Below are 19,028 nucleotides of genomic sequence, written 5' to 3' on the forward strand. Positions count from 1 at the left end.
AATGGAACTGGCCAGCCTGATCGGACGCCTCAACCCGGACAACCGCCGCGCCCTCGAACGCGCCGCCCAGCGCTGTTTGCAGCGCGGGCATCACTTTGTCGAAATCGAGCATCTGTTGCTGGAATTGCTCGACATTGACGGTGGCGACTTTACTTTCCTGCTACCGCGTTTCGGGCTGGAACGGGATGCACTGACAGCTGAAATCAACAAGGCACTGGATCTGTTCAAGGCTGGCAGCACGCGTACCCCGGCGTTGTCATCGCACACGCTGGGACTGCTGGAGGATGCGGTGGTCCAGGCCAGTGTGCTGGGGATCGACAGCATTCGCTCCGGGCTCTTGCTACTCGCGTTGATTGATCGCGACGAGCGCCGAAGTCTGCTGCTCAACAGTGCGTCTTCATTGCTGCGGATTCCGAAAGAAGCCCTGCGCGCGAATCTGCTGGAGTGGACGGAGAACTCCCGCGAGCACGCTGGACCACGCTCTGTGTCTTCAGGAAATGCGGCGCCACGGCAGGATTCGGTACTGGACCAATACACCCAGGACCTGACCGCTGACGCTCATGCCGGGCGCATCGATCCCATCGTTGGTCGCGACGGCGAGATTCGTCAGTGCATCGACATTCTTTTGAGGCGCCGGCAAAACAACCCGATTCTGGTCGGCGCACCGGGCGTGGGCAAAACCGCCGTGGTCGAAGGCCTGGCGCTGCGCATCGCCGCCGGTGACGTGCCGCCGTCGTTACAGGAAGTCAGCCTGCGGGTGCTCGACCTGGGCCTGTTACAGGCCGGTGCCGGGGTCAAAGGAGAATTCGAACAACGGCTCAAAGGCGTGATCGATGCCGTTCGCAGCGCCGACAAGCCGATCATCCTGTTCATCGACGAGGCTCACACCTTGATCGGCGCGGGCGGAGCCGAGGGTGGCAGCGATGCGGCCAACCTGCTGAAACCGGCGCTGGCCCGAGGTGAGCTGCGCACTTTGGCCGCCACGACCTGGATGGAGTACAAGAAATACTTCGAGAAAGACCCAGCCCTCGCCCGCCGTTTTCAGCTGGTGCAGGTCGAAGAGCCGGACGAAATCACCGCTGTGGAAATGCTTCGCGGCGTGGCCGCCAAACTCGAACAGCACCACGGCGTGCAAGTGCTGGACGCGGCGATCCACGAAGCGGTGAAACTCTCCCATCGCTACATCTCCGGACGCCAGCTACCGGACAAGGCCATCAGCGTGCTCGACACCGCATGCGCCCGGGTCGCCCTTGGTCAGCATGACGTGCCGCCACCGCTGGAAAGCCTGCGCCACCGGCAGAACAGTTTGAAGGATGAAGTCGAGCGCCTGCGCCGGGAACAGGCCACGGGGCTGGATCATCGTGAGCGCATCACGCTGCTGGAAAATGAATCGAAAACCAATGTGCAAACCATCCGCGAACTGGAAACTCGATGGGGCGAAGAGCGCGTGGCTGTGCGCGAACTGCTCGAGACCCGTCGCGAGTTGCTGGCGTTGAGCGAAAGCGCCGACAGCGACAAGCCCGATGAAGCCACGGACAGCCGCATTGATCATCTGGCCGCCGAACTGCTGCGCCTGGAGGCAGGGCTCGATGCGATTCGCCAGGACGATCCGCTGGTGCCCGAACAAGTCGACAGCAAAACCGTCGCTGCCGTGATCGCCGGCTGGACCGGCATCCCCGTCGGCAAAATGCTCGCCGACGAAGCCCATGCCGTGCGCACCCTTGGCCAGCGCATGGGCTTGCGCGTGATGGGCCAGAAAACGGCACTCGCGACCATCGCACAGCGCCTCCAGGCCTACCGCGCCGGGCTCACTGATCCGCAAAAACCGGTTGGTGTGTTCTTGTTGGTCGGCCCCACTGGCGTTGGCAAAACCGAAACCGCGTATGCGCTGGCAGATGCCTTGTACGGCGGCGAACGCAACCTGATCAGCATCAACCTCTCGGAATATCAGGAAGCCCACACCGTCAGCCAACTCAAGGGCGCCCCGCCGGGTTACGTCGGTTATGGCAGTGGCGGCGTACTGACGGAAGCGGTACGGCGCAAACCCTATTCGGTGGTGTTGCTGGATGAGATCGAGAAGGCGCATCCGGATGTTCTGGAAGCGTTCTACAACGTCTTCGACAAAGGCTTGATGGAGGACGGCACCGGGCTGGTGGTGGACTTCAAGAACACCGTGATGCTCGCCACCAGCAATGTCGGCGCTGAGCTGTTGCTCGACACGCCCGTGGCGCAAATCGGTTCTGAAGCCTTCAACGAAGCGCTGCACAAAGTCCTTTTGCAAGCCTTCCGCCCTGCGTTTCTGGCGCGCATGACGGTGGTTGCGTACCGGCCGCTGGATGAGGCGACGCTGGAGGGGATTGTGTTGGCGAAGCTGGAGAAATTGCGTGGTCGTTACAAGGCCGCGACGGGCAAACAGTTCGAGTTTGATTCAGGAATCGTCAACGCAGTACTCGCCAAGTGCAGCGCAGCGGGTGCGCGTGATGTAGAGAATGTATTGATGACGCAGGTGACGGGGAAGTTGGCGGAATGGGTGCTGGAATAGCCAGTCTGACCTTTTCAGATGTCCGAAAAACAGGCGCCCCGACATTCACAGCAGGCGCCACCAGGAGGCCAAATGTCCCTGCAAGAAGCCGAATTTCTGACTAACTGCGGTCGTTACTGGTGCGCCAAGGTATGGCTGCGAAAGAGCGCAAAAGTGGCAACCACACTCTACACATCCACCCGGGTCATTGATGTCAAACCCCCAACTGATGAGGAGGTAAAAAAGGCGGATACCGCCAGAACAGACATAATTTCTGTCGTGAATGGTTACTTTTCCTCCATGAATCTACCCCACACAATAAAACTTGGTCGGGGCTGGCAGATTTATGATCCAGTCATCAGGGTCGACAACAAATGTCACCGATATCTTGATGTCGCAGCGTGGGCAGGGAGCATGCAGGACGGCGGAGTTGCACCAGCAATCAGTTTCCATAACTGGTACAGCGACACCGAAACCACACTTTTGAGCCTTCCCGTTCATTTACAGGCTTTGGCCGTCATTACTCACATGGCAGAAGTCGGTCGTGGCTATTCGAGTTCACTGGAAAGCGAACTCAAGCCCTGGATAGAGAGTATTTGCAACGCAAGCACCCCGCTCGAAGCGAAAAAACTATGGGGCGAAGTCAAAACACGTTTCACGCCATCGCTGACTTACCCCGAGGACTCGAGACTGGATTACATGGATTGAAACGTTATGAAATCAAAGGGGACAAATCAAAGGGGACAGATTTATTTATGAAACAAATAAATTCGTCCCCTTTTTTAGGACCAGTCATTACTCGATTGGCCCGACCACCAACAAGTCTGTCTGACCAAGGTGATCATGACGGCGCAAATGGCGCCTGCCGGGTGTGGGCGGTGTGATCTGGAACTTCAAATGACAAACGGAGATTCCAGCGATGCCATCGGTGCATGTGTTCCAGATGCAGCTGCATCAGAAAATCAAAAAGTCCCGCCTATGAGCTGAATCCAACAACCAGACGCGTGCTACGGACGCCCAGAATGAAACTAAAGAATCAGTACGACCTGGCCAAGATATCCACCACCATCGGCACACTGGCGCGCGGCCAGGAATGGAGTACTTCCGCCTATACAAAAGGCGAAAGTTATAAAGTCACCGAAGTGCAATGCGCGTTCTTCGAAGATGAAGAGCGAATTTTCATTGCCTGTAACAAGGGCGAACACGATCAGGTTCTGACCGCTCTCAACAGTTGCGGAGTGACGACCATCGCCAGTCTGCTGGAAGTACTGGAAGCCGCACATGGGGTGTTCTATCTCCAGGATGGTGACCGCAACAGACTGGGGATCAAACATTCCTACTCGAAGCAGGACAGGACTGCCTATGACCTGGTACATGCCACGGACGCGTCCTATGGCTCCATGGTGATGACCGCCCCCCAGATCAATAAAGTAAAAGCCGCCAGTAAGGTGGCGAACACAACATTACCGCCAGGCATTACCGCTGCCGATGTCTGGATGTTTAGAAAACTCTCGGGCAAAAAAGTCGAGACAGCTCGACCGGCGGGTAGCCTGCGAACTGTCAAAGGACCCGATAACGTCCGCGAGCAGACCATCAACATCATCGTCAACAGTGAAGATGCTCACGCGGAGCTGGCGATTTTGAAGTTTTTGACACGCGGCCTGGTGGAAGGTGTTTTTACCAAGTCGAAAATCTATCTGGGCGGAAGAAAAGTGGCATGTGCTAACTGCAAAACCTGGATAGACAACTATAAAAAAGTATTGAAAGCCGGCGTGACGCTGCATACCCCAGAAGATGCCCGTTCGGAAACACAGACAAACCCGGGAACCTGTCCCTCCGGGTTTGTACCGGCACTCACCGTCACAGTGACTTCCAAACTGCGCACCACCGAGCCCATGTTCGACAAGCTTTTCAGTGGCGAGCGGATAGACGGAGTCACATGGCCCGCCATCGCCGCGGAAACAGTTGCTGTGCAGCCACAAGAGGAAGCAGTCGAGTAGCCCTCGCGAGCGACGTAATCGAAAAACGATCGAGGTGAATCCATGCCACGCTCCACCGACAGCAACACCACCCTATCCCTCACCGCTGCCTCGCTGTCGGCGCTTTACCCTGATTCGCTGTCCGGCAATGAAGCGCTCAACATTCTGGGATCTCAAACCCTCAACGGCCTCAACGACGGCACATCCCTCACTCTGACAAACGCCATCGCCACCCACGTCACCACCACCCTGCACAACGATGCCCAACTCCGTCCCTTCGACGCGCTGGTCGCCGAGATCCGCCAACTCCCCGCCGACGCCACCGCCGAGCGATATCAACTGGTTTTACGTCCGTGGCTCTGGTGGCTGACCCTGGCCAGCAACAACCGCGTATTCCAGAACCTCGCCACCTCCGACATCGTCACCACAATCTTCAAAGCTCACGATTACACCGATTTCAAACTTTCACTGACCGGCAGTTACACGCCCCGCGAATACTGCGTGCAGTACGGCGAAACCGATTTCGCCTTCGTCTCTCGCCTGCTGGAAGAGGAAGGCATCTTCTGGTTTTTCACCCACGACGAGGGCAAGCACACGCTGGTGCTGGGCGACAGCAATGACGCCTTCGTGCAGATTCCCAACGGCCCGAAGGTCAAGTATCTGGGCCAGCAAATGGGCGAGCGCGAGTTGCATGGCATCCGCTCGGGCCAAGTGTGTCTGCAAGCGGTGGCCGGGGTGTACAAGGCAACGGATTACGAGTTCACCACGCCGACCACTTCACTCTATGGACAGGCTGAAGCCGTGGCCGGGCCACTTTCGTTTTATGAGCATCCAGGTGGCTACAACGCCAAGGCCCGTGGCGATGCGCTGACCAAACAACGGGTTGATGGGCTGCGCAGTGAGGAGAGGCGTTTCGTCGGCGAAAGCGACTGCCGCTGGTTGATCCCGGGCCACTGGTTCACCCTCGACGGCCACGATGATGCGAGCCTGAATATCGATTGGGTGGTCACGCACGTCACCCACGACGCCAGCCACGAAAGCTACCGCAACCGCTTCGAAGCCATCCCCAAAGCCACGCCGTTCCGCCCGCCCCGCACCACACCGAAACCGCGTATGCATCCACAAACCGCGATCGTCGTGGGCAAGTCCGGCGAAGAAATCTGGACCGATGAATACGGCCGGATCAAGTTGCAGTTCCCCTGGGATCGCGACGGCAAGAACGATGAAACCAGTTCCTGCTGGGTGCGTGTGGTGTTGCCGTGGAGCGGCAAGGGCTTCGGCATGCAGTTCGTGCCGCGCATCGGCCAGGAAGTCATCGTGACCTTTATCGACGGCGACCCGGACCGGCCGCTGGTCACCGGTTGCGTGTACAACGGCGACAACGCCCTGCCCTACGCCTTGCCGGCGAACCAGACACAGTCGGGGATCAAGACCCAGTCGTCCAAGGGTGGCGGCGGTTTCAACGAGCTGCGTTTCGAGGACAAGAAGGATGCAGAAGAGGTGTTCCTGCAGGCGCAGAAAGACCTGAAGATCAACGTGCTCAACGACACCACCGCCACCGTCGGCCACGACGAAACCCTCACGGTGCAAAACGCCCGCACCCGTACGGTCAAGGACGGCGACGAAACCGTCACGCTGGAGAAAGGCAAACGCAGCGTGACCATCCAGACCGGCAGCGACACCCTCGATGTGAAGGACAGCCGCACCGTGAAGGTCGGCGCCGACCAGAACCACAGCACCGGCGGCAATTACACCGACAAGGTCACCGGCGACTACAGCCTGACGGTGGACGGCAACCTGACGATCAAGGTCAGCGGCACCCTCACGCTGCAAAGCGGCGGCAGTTTCACGATCAAGAGCGGCGCGGATCTGGCGACCTCGGCCAGCACTTCGATCACCCAGAAGGCCGGCACCGCCATGACCAACCAGGCTGGCACCTCACTGGACAACAAGGCCGGCACGACGCTGACCAACGATGCCGGCATCAGCCTGACCAACAAGGGCGCGGCCTCACAGACCGTGGACGGTGGCGGCATGCTGACCATCAAGGGCGGACTGGTACAGGTCAACTGACAAGGAGTCGCCATGGCGATCACACCGCTGGATTTGCAGCAGAATGACAAACACCTCAAGGGGCGCCTCCAGGATGGGCAACTCGACGGTCCGTTGAATATCAAGGATGACGGTCGCCAGCAGGCAGAGCTGAATTACAGCCAGGGCCAATTGCAGGGCACGTCCCTGCTCTACCATCCCAACGGCAAGGTCTCGGCGCAGATGCCGTTTGTGCGCGACAAGCTGCAAGGTATCGCCAGTTTTTATGCGCCCGAAGGCTGGTTGCAGCGCAAGGCCACTTATCGGCGTGGGTTATTGCATGGCGAGGCGTTCAATTACTTTCCCGACGGGCAAGTGGCGGAGGCCGAGTTCTATCGCGATGGCGTGCGTGAGGGGCGTTATCAGCGCTTTCATCCCAACGGCAAACCGGCGGTGGATGCGCGTTATCTGAATGGGCAATTGATGGAACCGGAGCAAGGATTTGCCGAGGACGGGCGACCGCTGGATGCCGATGGCAAGCCGATTTCCCGGGTGCGCTGGTGGTTTCGCAAGTGGACGGATCCGCAGCAGGCCTGACTCAGGGAATCAACATCTGCATCTGCCCCGGCATCACGATCTTGATCACCCCCGCCCAGTTGCACATCAACGTGCTGTTGGCATCAATCGCCGGCATCCCGCCCAGCAGCAGAGTCGGTGCGCCGCCGGGGATCCACGGCGAAGCGGTGGCGGGAATGCACGGCATCGGTGTCAGTACGCCCATTGCCGCCGCCGTGGCAGCGGCGACCATCGGATTGGCCATGCTCATGCACATGCCGAACGTGGTGACGTTGACCAGCGGAATATGATCCATGATGTTCGCCGCCGGCATCCCGCCGGTCAGCGTGCGGTTGACCGGCAGCACGTTGAGCACCGCCGGTGCGGCGCCGAAACTGCATTGCAGGGTGGCGCTGGCACAGACTTGCGGGCAGCCCATTTCAAAGCTCCTTTCCGAACAAGGCATTCGTGCTAAACCTTAGTCGCCAGCGGCCCGCCGTGCACATTCCCAAAGGTGATTATCGTCCAACACGCTAACCTATAAGACCGAACCGCGCTTGTGACGACCCGAGCGCGCCATTAGATTAGCCAATGATGTCTGGCCTCCAAAATAAGCAGAAGGGATAAGCATGGCGCTTACTGACCAGTCCACCCGTATCCGCTCTGGCGAAGAACTCGATGCCAGCCTGATCGATCCGTACCTCAAGGCGCACATTCCGGGCCTGAGCGGCACGCCGCAGATCAGCCAGTTTCCCGGCGGCGCGTCGAACCTGACCTACCTGCTGGAATACCCGGACCAGGAATTCGTCCTGCGCCGTCCGCCGTTCGGCCACAAGGCCAAGTCCGCCCACGACATGGGCCGCGAATTCCGTATCCTCAACCAGTTGCGCGACGGCTTCCCGTATTGCCCGAAAGCCTACGTGCACTGCACCGACGATTCGGTGATCGGCGCCGAGTTCTATGTGATGGAACGGGTCAAGGGCATCATCCTGCGCTCGGACCTGCCGCCGGAACTGGGCCTGGACGCAGCAAAAACCGAAGCCCTGTGCAAGAGCTTCATCGACCGCTTCGTCGAACTGCACCGGGTCGATTACAACGCCTGCGGCCTCGGCGATCTGGGCAAACCTGAAGGCTACGTCGCCCGGCAGATCAAAGGCTGGAGCGAACGTTACGAAAAAGCGCTGACCCCGGACGCACCGCACTGGGAAAAGGTCAAAGCCTGGCTCAACGACAAGATGCCGGCCGATCACCCGACCTCCAGCATCGTGCACAACGACTACCGCTTCGACAACGTCATCCTCGACCCGAACAACCCGATGCAGATCATCGGCGTGCTCGACTGGGAACTGACCACCCTCGGCGATCCATTGATGGACCTGGGCAACACCCTCGCCTACTGGATCCAGGCCGACGACCCGGCCCCGGTGCAACTGATGCGCCGCCAGCCGAGCCACGCCCCGGGCATGCTGACCCGCCGCGAATTCGTCGACTACTACGCCAAGCGCTCGGGCATCCAGATCGACAATTTCGACTTCTACTACACCTACGGCCTGTTCCGCCTGGCCGGCATCGTGCAGCAGATCTACTACCGCTTCTTCCATGGCCAGACCCAGGACAAACGCTTCGCGCAGTTCATTCACATGAACAAACTGCTGGAGCATATGAGCCTGCAGGTCATTGCCAAATCCAGCCTCTGATGACGGCGTTATAACAAGGCTCACTACAAGGGAATCCCATGTCCAAGACTCAGTTGTTCGACCTCGACGGCAAGATCGCTTTCGTCTCCGGCGCCAGCCGTGGCATCGGTGAAGCCATCGCCAAACTGCTGGCCCAGCAAGGCGCCCACGTCATCGTTTCGAGCCGCAAACTCGAAGGCTGCCAGCACGTGGCCGACGCCATCATCGCCGCCGGCGGCAAGGCCACCGCCGTCGCCTGCCACATCGGCGAAATGGAACAGATCAGCCAGGTCTTCGCCGGGATCAAGGAACAGTTCGGGCGCCTGGACATCCTGGTCAACAACGCCGCGACCAACCCGCAGTTCTGCAACGTGCTGGACACCGACCTCGGCGCCTTCCAGAAAACCGTCGACGTGAACATCCGCGGCTACTTCTTCATGTCAGTGGAAGCCGGCAAGCTGATGCGCGAAAACGGCGGCGGCAGCATCATCAACGTGGCGTCGATCAACGGCATTTCGCCGGGGATCTTCCAGGGCATCTACTCGGTGACCAAAGCTGCGGTGATCAACATGACCAAAGTCTTCGCCAAGGAATGCGCGCAATTCGGCATCCGCTGCAACGCCCTGCTGCCGGGCCTGACCGACACCAAATTCGCTTCGGCCCTGGTGAAGAATGACGCGATCCTGAAGCAAGCCCTGACGCAAATCCCGCTCAAGCGCGTAGCCGACCCGAGCGAAATGGCCGGCGCCGTGCTGTACCTGGCGAGCGATGCTTCGAGCTACACCACCGGCGTATCGCTGAACGTGGACGGCGGTTTCCTGTCCTGATCCGCTTCTGACGCAAAACAAAAGGCAGCCCAAGGGCTGCCTTTTTCATGCCTCCAGTACCTTTGGCAATTGCCAGCCGAAATGCACCGACAGCAAGCGCAACAACAAACACGCCGCCCCCGCCAGCAACGCAGCCGCCACCGGCGAAACGCCCAGCCTGCGCCCGACGATCAACACCACCGCGCCGACAAACGCCGAACTGGCATACAGATCCGCCTGCAACACCACCGGCACCCGCGCCAGCACAATGTCCCGCAGCACCCCGCCACCAACGCCGGTAATCGTGCCCATCAGCATGGACACAAACGGCGAGATCCCGAAATTCAACGCCTTCTGCGCCCCGGCCACGGCAAACAGCGCCAACCCCGCCGCGTCCAGCACGATCAGCGTCGAACCGGACCAGCCCAGCACCTGCTCATGAAACACAAACGCCACCCCGCCCATGGCAAACGCCAGCGCCGGATAGCGCCAGTCGGCCACAGCCTTGGGCGGCGTAGCGCCGATCAACAGATCACGGGTCACCCCGCCGCCGAGCGCAACGATGAAGGCAATCACCATCACGCCCAGCAGATCGAGTTGAGCATGCATCGCCGCAATGGCGCCTTCAACGGCAAACACGGCGGTACCGACCAGATCGGCCACCAGCACAATCCACTCGACCCGCGCCTTCGACGGCGCGTGCGTTATTGAGTGACGCAACGCGTCTTGGTGATGTGTCGGGTTACCTGCCCGTCGGCATACATGTCACCGGCGACCTCGGTATTTTCCATCACCTGACAGGTGCGTTCAGGTGGCGGAGGCGGCGCTGCCGGCGGGGGGGGTGGAGGACTGGCACAGCCACTGAGCAGCACCAGACCGAAAGCCGACAACAACGAAAAACACACGCGTTTCCCAGGATTGTTCATAGGATGACCCGCGATAAAAGGAAGAAAAACTCCCGTCGCCGAGCGTGCAAATACCCGGTTATGGAAACCGAACCACTCATTCCTTATAGACCAGTGGGGGGTGAGTGCCAGTGGAATGGTGGGATTGGGGGGAAATGGCTGTCGATTTTGGGGTGGGGTGAACAAACGGACCGTGTGTTCCGACAGATTCTTGAACAACCTCAAGAACCAGCCCTCACCCCAGCCCTCTCCCGGAGGGAGAGGGAGCCGACGGAGTTGTTCATTCGAGTTGCATCGACGTGAAACACCGAGTTGAACTCAGGTTTTGAAGAGCACACAAGTCGGCTTCACGCTCTTCACCACTCAACACGATGAGCGTTAGCTCGAGTACCGCTTTTGACGTGCCGGCCCCGTCGGCAGGCTGAGTGGAGGGATTGATCCGGGGGTGGGCGCGTAGCGCCGTTCGACGAAGTCGAACACATCGAGAGGAGGTGCAGCGAAGCAAACCGGAGGCGATGCCCCCGGATGAATCCCGGAGCGAAGGAACACCGAGCCACAGCGAGGTGCCGAACGTTGGGGCCAAGCCTTTTGCTTACTTTTCGGCGTTTGGAAAAGTGAGCCGCTGTAAGAGCGGAACCGCCAGCCGCAACGCCCGAAGAAACGGATATTCACCCAAACCCACCCAGAGCATGGTCGGCCCAGAGGCCGCCAAGTTCACCCCGGCGACCGCAAAGAATTACTCTCAAGCTCATACCGCAATTCATCAATCAAGGCATCCACCGCTTCCGGCGTACGCAAGGCATCCAGACTCAACCCACTAATCACCAGATCCACCCGCCCCGAAACCGGCTCATAAAGCTTCACAGTAAGGGAGTGATCCCCATCCACCACACACTCACAAGCCAACGGCGAAAAACTGCGCTCAAGCTGCGCCCGCAACTGCGCCAGATAAATCATCGCGCAAGCTCCATAAAAAGGCGCAACACGCCAGACTCAACGACAAACAACACATTCATAAGGGGCTGATCCATTAGCAGGTTCAAAAGGGACGCGATCACGGAAAAAAACCGCACCGCACCTCACCAGACTAAGAACAGCCCGCCCGATCAAACACCCGAATTTGCACCCCATTAACTAGTGCATTTGCACCTTACCGCTGCCCCCGGCTGCTGCCCGAAAACAACCCACGCTCCCGAGCCCAGACAATCGCCTCGCTGCGACTGTGCACATCGAGCTTCGAATACACCGTCGCCACATGATTGCGCACCGTGTTCGGCGCCAGCTTCAACCGCGCAGCAATCTCCTTGTCCGCCAACCCCTCACAGATCAGCCCCAGCACATCACGCTCCCGGGCCGTCAGATCAGTGAACGAAACACTCGGCAGCTGCGGCGAGTTGACCTTCTTCACATTGGCCAGTTTTTCGATCAGCGTACGGCTGAACCACGACGCATCCTTCATCACCTCTTCAATCGCCGCCACCAGTTCAAGCTCGGTGCGCTTGCGCTCGGTGATGTCCATCAGCACCAGCAAATAGCACACCGTGTCCTGAATGTTGACGGTGTCGGCGGACACCGCGCACTCCAGCAGCTCGGCGTCTTTCCTGCGGATCCGCATGTCGACGCGGTCAACCCGGCCGGTCTTCTCCAGCGCCGCCAGCAACCGGGCGCGTTCCGCCGGTTCATCGATGAAGTCCAGTTGCGCGACGGTCTTGCCGAGCACGTCGTCGCTCTCGTAAGACAGGGTATCGAGAAAGGCCTGATTGACGTCGATCAGCCGCTGCTCGTCGGCGCTGCAGATCAGGATCGGCACCGGCGTCAGGCGAAAGGCCTTGGCGAAGCGCTCCTCGCTTTGGCGAAGGGCGACTTCGGCCTTGTGCCGCAGCTCCATGTCGACGAACGAAAACAGCATGCAGTCCTCGTCGTTGAGCACCAGCGGCTGGCCGGCGACGATCACCTGCTTGCTGCCACCGTCCGGCAGACGCAATTCAGCCTGCATCTGCGGAATGGTCGCGACATCGCGCAGGCGCTGGATCGCCAGTTCCTTGCGTTCGGCCTGTTCGAGAATGTCCAGCTCATAGGTCGAGGCGCCGATCACTTGATCGCGGGTGTAGCCAGTCATCTCCAGGAACCCCGGATTGACCTTGATGTAACGCAGATCACTGAGACGGCAGATCACCGCCGGTGCCGGGTTGGCGTTGAAGGTTTTTTCGAAGCGCTGCTCGGCGTTGGCCCAATCGGTGACGTCGCTCATGATCAGCACCAGCGATTCGGTCTCGCCGTCACGATCGGTCAGCACCATGCTGCGCACACTGTGTACCCAGGTGCGCTCTTCATCGCTGTGCGGGGTGACTTCCACCAGCACATCGCTGAAGGTTTCCCCCGCCGCCACGCGACTGATCGGGTACTGCTCCGGCGTCAGCGTGTGGTTGTTGCGATAACGCAGGTTGAATCGCTCGGCATACTCCCCGGCATTGTTGCCCAGCTCGCCGATCCGGCTGACGCCATGCATCGCCAGCGCGGCTTCGTTGGCCCAGAGGATGGTCTGGTCGAGTTCCAGCAGAATCACTCCGTCAGACAGACCGGCGATGATCTGTTGCAACTGGCGGCGATTGGTTTCGGTGGTCAGGACGTCCCGGCTCATTGGCTCTCCACAAGTACACGCATGTGAAGATTACGACCGCTGGCCGTCGCGATCGTGCCGGGCAATTTTGCCCTTGGTCAGCGCGATGAGTGATCCACCAGTTCCCGCAGCGTATCGAGAAACAGCTTGAGCACCGGTGAGGCATCATCCGCCCGATACGTCGCGTACAACGGCACTTGCGGCAACGCCGGGGTCAGGCGCCGGAACACCAGTCCGGCCGGCGCCAGTTGCTCGATGGAGGCCGGCAACAGCGCCACACCGAACCCGGCACGCACCAGACTGAGCAAGGTCTGCACCTCGATCACCTGCTGGCGGATCTGCGGGGTGAACCCTGCCTGAATGCAGCACTGATAGAGAAAATTGGCGAAGCGCGACTGCTTCAATTCCAGCGCCACGAACGGTTCCTGCGCAAGGTCGGCGGGCGCCAGCACCTCGCGACGAGCCAACGGGTGATCCGCCGGCATCACCACATGAATCGGCTCATGGATCAGCAATTCATTGCGCAACTGCGGGTCGTCATAACCGACCCGAAACACGCAGGCGTCGATGCGTTTCTCCTTCAGCGCCTTGACCTGGGCCGCCGGGGTCATCTCATGCAGACGCCAGGTCACCTGCGGATAGCGTTCGCGAAACAGGTGCAGCGCCTTGGGCAGCACGCCGACCATCACCGAACTGATCATGCCGATTTCCAGCTCGCCGAGCTGCCCGCGCCCGGTCTGCCGGGTCAGGTCCAGCGCCCGTTCGAGTTGTTCGAACACCAGCGGCGCCTGCTCCTTGAGCATCTGCCCCGCCGCTGTCAGCTCGACCCGGTGATGACTGCGCTCGAACAGCGGCGTGCCGAGCTCCTCCTCCAGCAAGCGGATCTGCTGGCTCAGCGGCGGCTGGCAGATGTGCAAGCGTTCGGCGGCGCGGCCGAAGTGCAGCTCATCGGCCAGGGCCATGAAGTACCGCAGCAATCGCAGATCCATGGCGGTTTACCCCAGGCTCAATGGCGTGGAACGCTGACGCACCCCGGTCAGGCTGAACAGCGCATTGGCAATCGCCGGGACCACCGACGGGCTGCCCAGCTCTCCGACGCCGCCCGGTTTGTCCGGCTGACCATCAAGCACGAGGATGTCCACGGGCGGCATGTCGGACATGCGCGTGACGCGATAGTCGTGGAAATTGCTCTGCACCACCCTGCCCTGCTGGATGTCGAGACGGTCGAACAGCGCATGGCCTAGGCCCCACATCAGCCCGCCGTAAATCTGCTCTTCGACTCCGCCGGGCGAGACCGCCAGTCCGCAATCGACCACGCAGGTCAGCTTCTCGACCCGGGCCTTGCCGTCCACTTTCGCGACCCGCGCCACCACGGCGATAAAACTGGTGTAACCCTGATTGGTGGCGATCCCCAGCGCCGTGTCCGGTGGCAATTTCTGGCCCCAACCGGCGCGTTCGGCCGCATGCTTCAGCACCGCGACATGCCGTGGTCGCTCCTGCATGTTGGCCAGCCGGAACGCCAGCGGATCTTCACCGGCCGCATGGGCCAGTTCATCCATGAAGCTTTCCACGGCGAATACGTTGGGAATGAAACTGACCGAGCGATACCAGCCGCTGGGCACGTTGCTTTCGTGTTTGACCCAGTTCAGTTCGAGATGCGGCGGACGGTAGGCGAAGTCCCACGCGGTGATCGCTTCGGTGGTGCTGTAATCCATGTGATCCGGGCGCTCGAAATAGCCCGGCTCCCACTGTTCCGGCGAGGCCGGCGATACCGCATGCAGTTGCAGCGCGGTGAGTTTGCCTTGGGCATCCAGCGCGCCTTTCACCCGATGAAGCGTGGCCGGGTGATTGAACAACGCGTGCATTTCGTCTTCGCGGCTGTTGAGCAGTTTCACCGGCACGCCGCTCTGCTGCGCCAGATACGCCACTTCGAACAGCCAGTATTTGGCTTCCCGCGCACCGAAGCTGCCGCCGGACACCAGCTCATGGATGGTGACCTTGTCCTTGGCGATGCCGCACACGGTCTGCGCCGCTTCCAGCGCCGACGAAGGCACCTGCACGCCGCCCCAATAGGTGATTGCCTTGTCCTTGACCTGCGCGGTGATACAGATCGGCTCCAGCGGGTTTTGCACCTTATAGGGCATGGTGTAATCGGCTTCGAGCAGCTTCGCCGCGCCCGGCCATTGTCCGGCGACATCGCCCTGGGCCATGGCTTTGACGGTTTGCGTTGCCGGGTCGCTGATCGCTGCGAGCTGTGCCTTGGGCAGCTCGGCGCTGTCGAAACCGGCCAGCGGGGAATCGCTCCATTTGATCTCCAGCAACTTGCGTCCCTGCTGTGCGGCCCAAAACGTTTCGGCCAGGACCGCGACGCCTTCGAGGTTGCCGCCGAGTACGTCCGGCCGGCCCGGAATCGCAATCACCTTGCGCACGCCCGGCACCTGCAACGCGGGTGCCGAATCCACTGCGACAACCTTGGCGCCCACCACCGGCGCACGCTGGATCACTGCTACCAGCATCCCCGGCAACTGCACGTCGATGCTGTATTTGAAGCGCCCGCACACCTTGGCCGCCGCATCGCGTTTGTGGCGCAATTTGCCGATGTATTTGAACTGCGCCGGATCCTTCAGCGTGACGTTGACCGGTACCGGCAGATGCGCCGCCGCGCCGGCCAGTTCGCCATAGCCGAGGCTGCGTTTGCTCGACGCATGCACGACCCGGCCTTCTTCGGTGGAGCAGCTGTCAGGGCTGACTTTCCACTGCTGCGCCGCCGCACTGATCAGCAGCGCCCGCGCCGTGGCGCCGGCCATGCGCAGGCGATCATATTCCAGCGACACGCTGGTGCTGCCGCCGGTGGAGAAGACTTTCCAGACCGGATGAATATAGGTTTCAAAGAACGGATCTTCCGGGGTGATGACCTGCACAGTCATCGGGTTCACATCCAGTTCCTCGGCCACACATGCGGCCAAAGCGGTCTGGGTGCCGGTACCGGAATCGTGCTTGTGCACCACCAGTTTCACCGTGCCGTCGGGCAGCACCCGCACCCAGGCGTTGGGTTCGAATTCGGTAGCCGAGGTTTTCGACTCAGCCGCCGCACCGGTTGGCAGATACAGCGCAATTGCCAGGCCGGACACCACCGTCACCGTCTGCTTTAGAAACACCCGACGCGACAGTTCGAAACCTGCATTTTCGACGAGGCTCATCACGCCTCCTTCGGCGCATTCGCCGCACGTTTGATCGCCTTGTTGATGCGCCCGTAAGTGCCGCAGCGGCAGATATTCCCGGACATGGCGTTGCGGATCGAGTCGTCGTTGACCGGCGCCCCGGTGTTGAGCAGCGCGGCGGCGGACATGATCTGCCCGGATTGACAGTAGCCGCATTGCGGCACATCTTCGGCGACCCAGGCCAGTTGCAGCGGATGGTTTTCGCTGGGCGACAGGCCCTCGATGGTGGTGATGCTGTGGCCCGCGACGGCGGCCAGCGGCAACTGGCAGGAACGCACCGCGACCCCGTTCAGGTGCACGGTGCAGGCACCGCACAGGCCCATGCCGCAGCCGAACTTGGTGCCGGTGAGTTTCAACTGATCACGCAACACCCATAACAAGGGCATGGAGGGGGACGCTTCATCCAGCTCGCGTCGTTCGCCGTTAACCGTGAATGCAATCATTGTCAGGCTCCAAAAGAGCGGCCCGTCTTTGTGCGGGCCTGGTCATCGATTATTGGAAGCCCGGGCAACACGCGGCCAGCGACGATTTCTGCCAACCGGTGTAAGCAGGACTAACAACATGTACAAGCGATACCCGTCGGTGCAGTCCATGAGCGCGTTCATCCACGCGGCGCGCAGCGGCAGTTTTTCCAGCGCCGCGCGCAAGCTCGACCTGACCCACAGCGCAATCAGCCAGCAGATCCGCGCCCTGGAAGAATTCATCGGCCAGCCGCTGTTCGTGCGCGAAGGCGGTGGCAGCAACCTGACCGACGCCGGGCAGTTGTTTGCCAGCGTGCTGTCGGATGGTCTGGCGCAGATTGACCGGGCATTGTCCTCGGTGAAAAACCGCAGCGTGGCCCAGCGTCTGACCCTGGATGTCGACAGCGAACTGGCCCAGAGCTGGCTCAATCCGCGCCTGCCGCAGTTGCTCGACGGTTTGCCGGATTTCGAAGTAACGATCCTTTCGATGCCGCGCAGTGATCGCAGCACGTTCGAACGGGTGGACCTGTCGCTGCGCTATGGCTACGGCGATTGGGATGATTGCGAGATGACGCAGATCTGCGGGGACCGGGTGCTGGCGGTGGCGTCTCCGGCGTTGCTGGAGCGGCATGGTTTGCAGCTGCCGTTGAGCCCGGCGCAGATTCTTGAATTACCGCTGTTGGGGTACACGCGACGGTCGTGGATTCCGTGGCTGGATGCAGCCGGGATGACGCCGACGGAGCCGCCGGCGCGGGTGGTTTTCGACAATGCGGCGAATCTGATTGCGGCTGCGGAGGCTGGCATTGGCGCCGGGCTGGTGCGCGGATTATTGGCTGCCGATGCGTTGCGCAGCGGGCGGCTGGTGGCGTTGAACGAGTCGCAGATTGCGGCGCATTACAACCTGTATGCGGTGTGGCCCCATGGGCAGGCCGAGCGGGTGGCGCCTGTTGTTGAAATGATCAAGCAGTTGGCCCGGCAAACACAGTTCTGACGCAATCGCTGGCAAGCCAGCTCCCACAGTGTTTTGTGCCGTGACACAAATCGGGTCAACACCTTCGATCCCTGTGGGAGCTGGCTTGCCAGCGATGGGGACAGCACATTCACCACAAAACCATATCGAACAAGTATCACCACCCCACCCAATTAATATTGTACGAACCCTCCCCCGCCTTCCAATACTCGCCTCAAGCAACCACCCACCCGGGCCGGATGCGAACAGGCGAGGGAATGCGCGAGTGCTGCGCATAGAAACGGCCGATTGCCCGGGACGTGGATGCTGTGAGCCGCAAGGCTCCCTTCCCCGCTATCAGGAGATCGACTTCAATGATCATCGATATCAGCTGCTATCCCACCGATCTGGTGGACCTCGCCTGGAGGCATGACGGTGACCCGTTCACCGGCGAGCGTCTGCTGGAGATGATGGATGGCCCGTACATGGTCAACGGCAAGCCTCGCCGCATCGACAAAGCCTTCATCCAGCCACCGCAAGGCAACACCATTTACACCTGGACCGACGGCGAACTGTCGGGCCGCGAATCCATCGACGCCTACATGGCCTACACCCTGAAAATGGTCCAGACCTACCCGGACCGTTTCATCGGCTGCTTCGTCTACAACCCGCGCTGCGGCGTGGAAAACGGCGTCGAGGCGATCGAGCGCTACGTCAAGGAACACGGTTTCAAGATGGTGCAGATGCAGGCCAACATGCACGCCTACCGTCCCGACCGTGCGCTGGACTGGGTGCGCCCGGCCTTCGAGAAATGCGCCGAACTGGGCATTCCGGTCAAACTGCACACCGGCGACGGGCCTTACAGCATCCCGTCGGAATGGGTGCCGATGATCAAGGAATTCCCCAACGTCGATTTCATCATGGCCCACTTCGGCGTGCAGACCGGCGGCGTCTACGTGTTCGAACCGATGCAGTGGGCAATGGAGCTGCCCAACGTCTATTGCGAATCCGGCTGGTGCCTGCAATCGCGGATCGTCGAGTTCGCCAAGGTGCTGCCGACCCACAAGATCCTGTTCGGCACCGACACCCCGCCGAACGAACCGGGCATGTGGCTGCGCCTGCTCGAAGTGCTGTGCCACGAGCCGCCGCAGGGCCTGAACCTCGACGAGGACACCCTCGAAGACTACCTGGGCAACAACACCGCACGGATGATCGGCCTTCAGCCGTCCCCGCCGCCGCGTTCCGTTTCCGAAGCAGAGGCGCAACTCAAGCGCCCCGTCACCACTCAACTGGCCAGGAGCTGA

The 19,028-nt window shown here is 60.7% G+C and carries 16 protein-coding genes; 9 read left to right on the forward strand and 7 right to left on the reverse strand.

From position 1 onward, the window contains the following. Position 1 precedes the first annotated feature (1 nt). The 5 genes from tssH to IF189_RS17050 all read left to right on the forward strand — a co-directional run bounded on the left by tssH (position 2) and on the right by IF189_RS17050 (position 7,128). Positions 2-2,542, forward strand: coding sequence for a type VI secretion system ATPase TssH (gene tssH, locus IF189_RS17030; protein ID WP_134826322.1), 2,541 nt, complete (start codon positions 2-4; stop codon positions 2,540-2,542). Between the two features lie 72 nt (positions 2,543-2,614). Next, a complete protein-coding gene (locus IF189_RS17035) occupies positions 2,615-3,229 on the forward strand; it encodes a hypothetical protein (protein WP_192551967.1) in 615 nt (204 codons plus the stop codon). A gap of 314 nt (positions 3,230-3,543) precedes the next feature. Beyond that, positions 3,544-4,521: a hypothetical protein gene (locus tag IF189_RS17040; protein WP_134826320.1), complete on the forward strand. Its 978-nt coding sequence runs from the start codon at positions 3,544-3,546 to the stop codon at positions 4,519-4,521. 42 nt (positions 4,522-4,563) lie between these two features. Beyond that, entirely contained in the window at positions 4,564-6,573 is a 2,010-nt protein-coding gene (gene tssI / locus IF189_RS17045) for a type VI secretion system tip protein VgrG (RefSeq protein WP_192551968.1), read from the forward strand. Between the two features lie 12 nt (positions 6,574-6,585). Then, a complete protein-coding gene (locus tag IF189_RS17050) occupies positions 6,586-7,128 on the forward strand; it encodes a toxin-antitoxin system YwqK family antitoxin (RefSeq protein WP_134826318.1) in 543 nt (180 codons plus the stop codon). A 1-nt stretch (position 7,129) separates the two neighbouring features. On the opposite strand, the gene IF189_RS17055 is transcribed toward IF189_RS17050, so the two are convergent. Further along, on the reverse strand, positions 7,130-7,525 hold the full coding sequence (locus IF189_RS17055; protein WP_192551969.1) for a DUF4280 domain-containing protein: 396 nt from the start codon (positions 7,523-7,525) through the stop codon (positions 7,130-7,132). A 190-nt stretch (positions 7,526-7,715) separates the two neighbouring features. Here IF189_RS17055 and IF189_RS17060 point away from each other — a divergent pair, with 190 nt between their 5' ends. Then, positions 7,716-8,783, forward strand: coding sequence for a phosphotransferase family protein (locus tag IF189_RS17060; RefSeq protein WP_192551970.1), 1,068 nt, complete (start codon positions 7,716-7,718; stop codon positions 8,781-8,783). 38 nt (positions 8,784-8,821) lie between these two features. Continuing rightward, positions 8,822-9,589: an SDR family oxidoreductase gene (locus IF189_RS17065; RefSeq protein WP_085687598.1), complete on the forward strand. Its 768-nt coding sequence runs from the start codon at positions 8,822-8,824 to the stop codon at positions 9,587-9,589. A gap of 45 nt (positions 9,590-9,634) precedes the next feature. On the opposite strand, the gene IF189_RS17070 is transcribed toward IF189_RS17065, so the two are convergent. The 6 genes from IF189_RS17070 to IF189_RS17095 all read right to left on the reverse strand — a co-directional run bounded on the left by IF189_RS17070 (position 9,635) and on the right by IF189_RS17095 (position 16,757). Then, complete coding sequence (locus IF189_RS17070; RefSeq protein WP_225739909.1) at positions 9,635-10,288, reverse strand: trimeric intracellular cation channel family protein; 654 nt, start codon at positions 10,286-10,288, stop codon at positions 9,635-9,637. Positions 10,289-11,187: 899 nt separating this feature from the next. Next, positions 11,188-11,430 carry a DUF1652 domain-containing protein gene (locus IF189_RS17075; RefSeq protein ID WP_192551971.1) on the reverse strand — a complete coding sequence of 81 codons (243 nt, stop codon included), beginning with the start codon at positions 11,428-11,430 and terminating at the stop codon, positions 11,188-11,190. A gap of 193 nt (positions 11,431-11,623) precedes the next feature. After that, the gene (locus IF189_RS17080) at positions 11,624-13,114 is read right to left on the reverse strand and encodes a helix-turn-helix transcriptional regulator (protein ID WP_192551972.1); all 1,491 of its coding nucleotides are present in this window, start codon (positions 13,112-13,114) and stop codon (positions 11,624-11,626) included. Positions 13,115-13,191: 77 nt separating this feature from the next. After that, a complete protein-coding gene (locus tag IF189_RS17085) occupies positions 13,192-14,082 on the reverse strand; it encodes a LysR family transcriptional regulator (protein ID WP_085711502.1) in 891 nt (296 codons plus the stop codon). Between the two features lie 6 nt (positions 14,083-14,088). After that, positions 14,089-16,293: a xanthine dehydrogenase family protein molybdopterin-binding subunit gene (locus IF189_RS17090; RefSeq protein ID WP_192551973.1), complete on the reverse strand. Its 2,205-nt coding sequence runs from the start codon at positions 16,291-16,293 to the stop codon at positions 14,089-14,091. Next, positions 16,293-16,757 carry a (2Fe-2S)-binding protein gene (locus tag IF189_RS17095; RefSeq protein ID WP_085602752.1) on the reverse strand — a complete coding sequence of 155 codons (465 nt, stop codon included), beginning with the start codon at positions 16,755-16,757 and terminating at the stop codon, positions 16,293-16,295. The genes IF189_RS17090 and IF189_RS17095 overlap by 1 nt, the downstream gene beginning before the upstream one ends. Before the next feature lie 118 nt (positions 16,758-16,875). Here IF189_RS17095 and IF189_RS17100 point away from each other — a divergent pair, with 118 nt between their 5' ends. Beyond that, positions 16,876-17,766 (forward strand): LysR substrate-binding domain-containing protein, encoded by an 891-nt coding sequence (locus IF189_RS17100; protein WP_134826312.1) that lies wholly within the window; start codon positions 16,876-16,878, stop codon positions 17,764-17,766. Positions 17,767-18,098: 332 nt separating this feature from the next. Further along, entirely contained in the window at positions 18,099-19,028 is a 930-nt protein-coding gene (locus IF189_RS17105; RefSeq protein WP_011334798.1) for an amidohydrolase family protein, read from the forward strand.

Source organism: Pseudomonas sp. IzPS59 (assembly GCF_014863505.1).
Taxonomy (GTDB): domain Bacteria; phylum Pseudomonadota; class Gammaproteobacteria; order Pseudomonadales; family Pseudomonadaceae; genus Aquipseudomonas; species Aquipseudomonas kribbensis.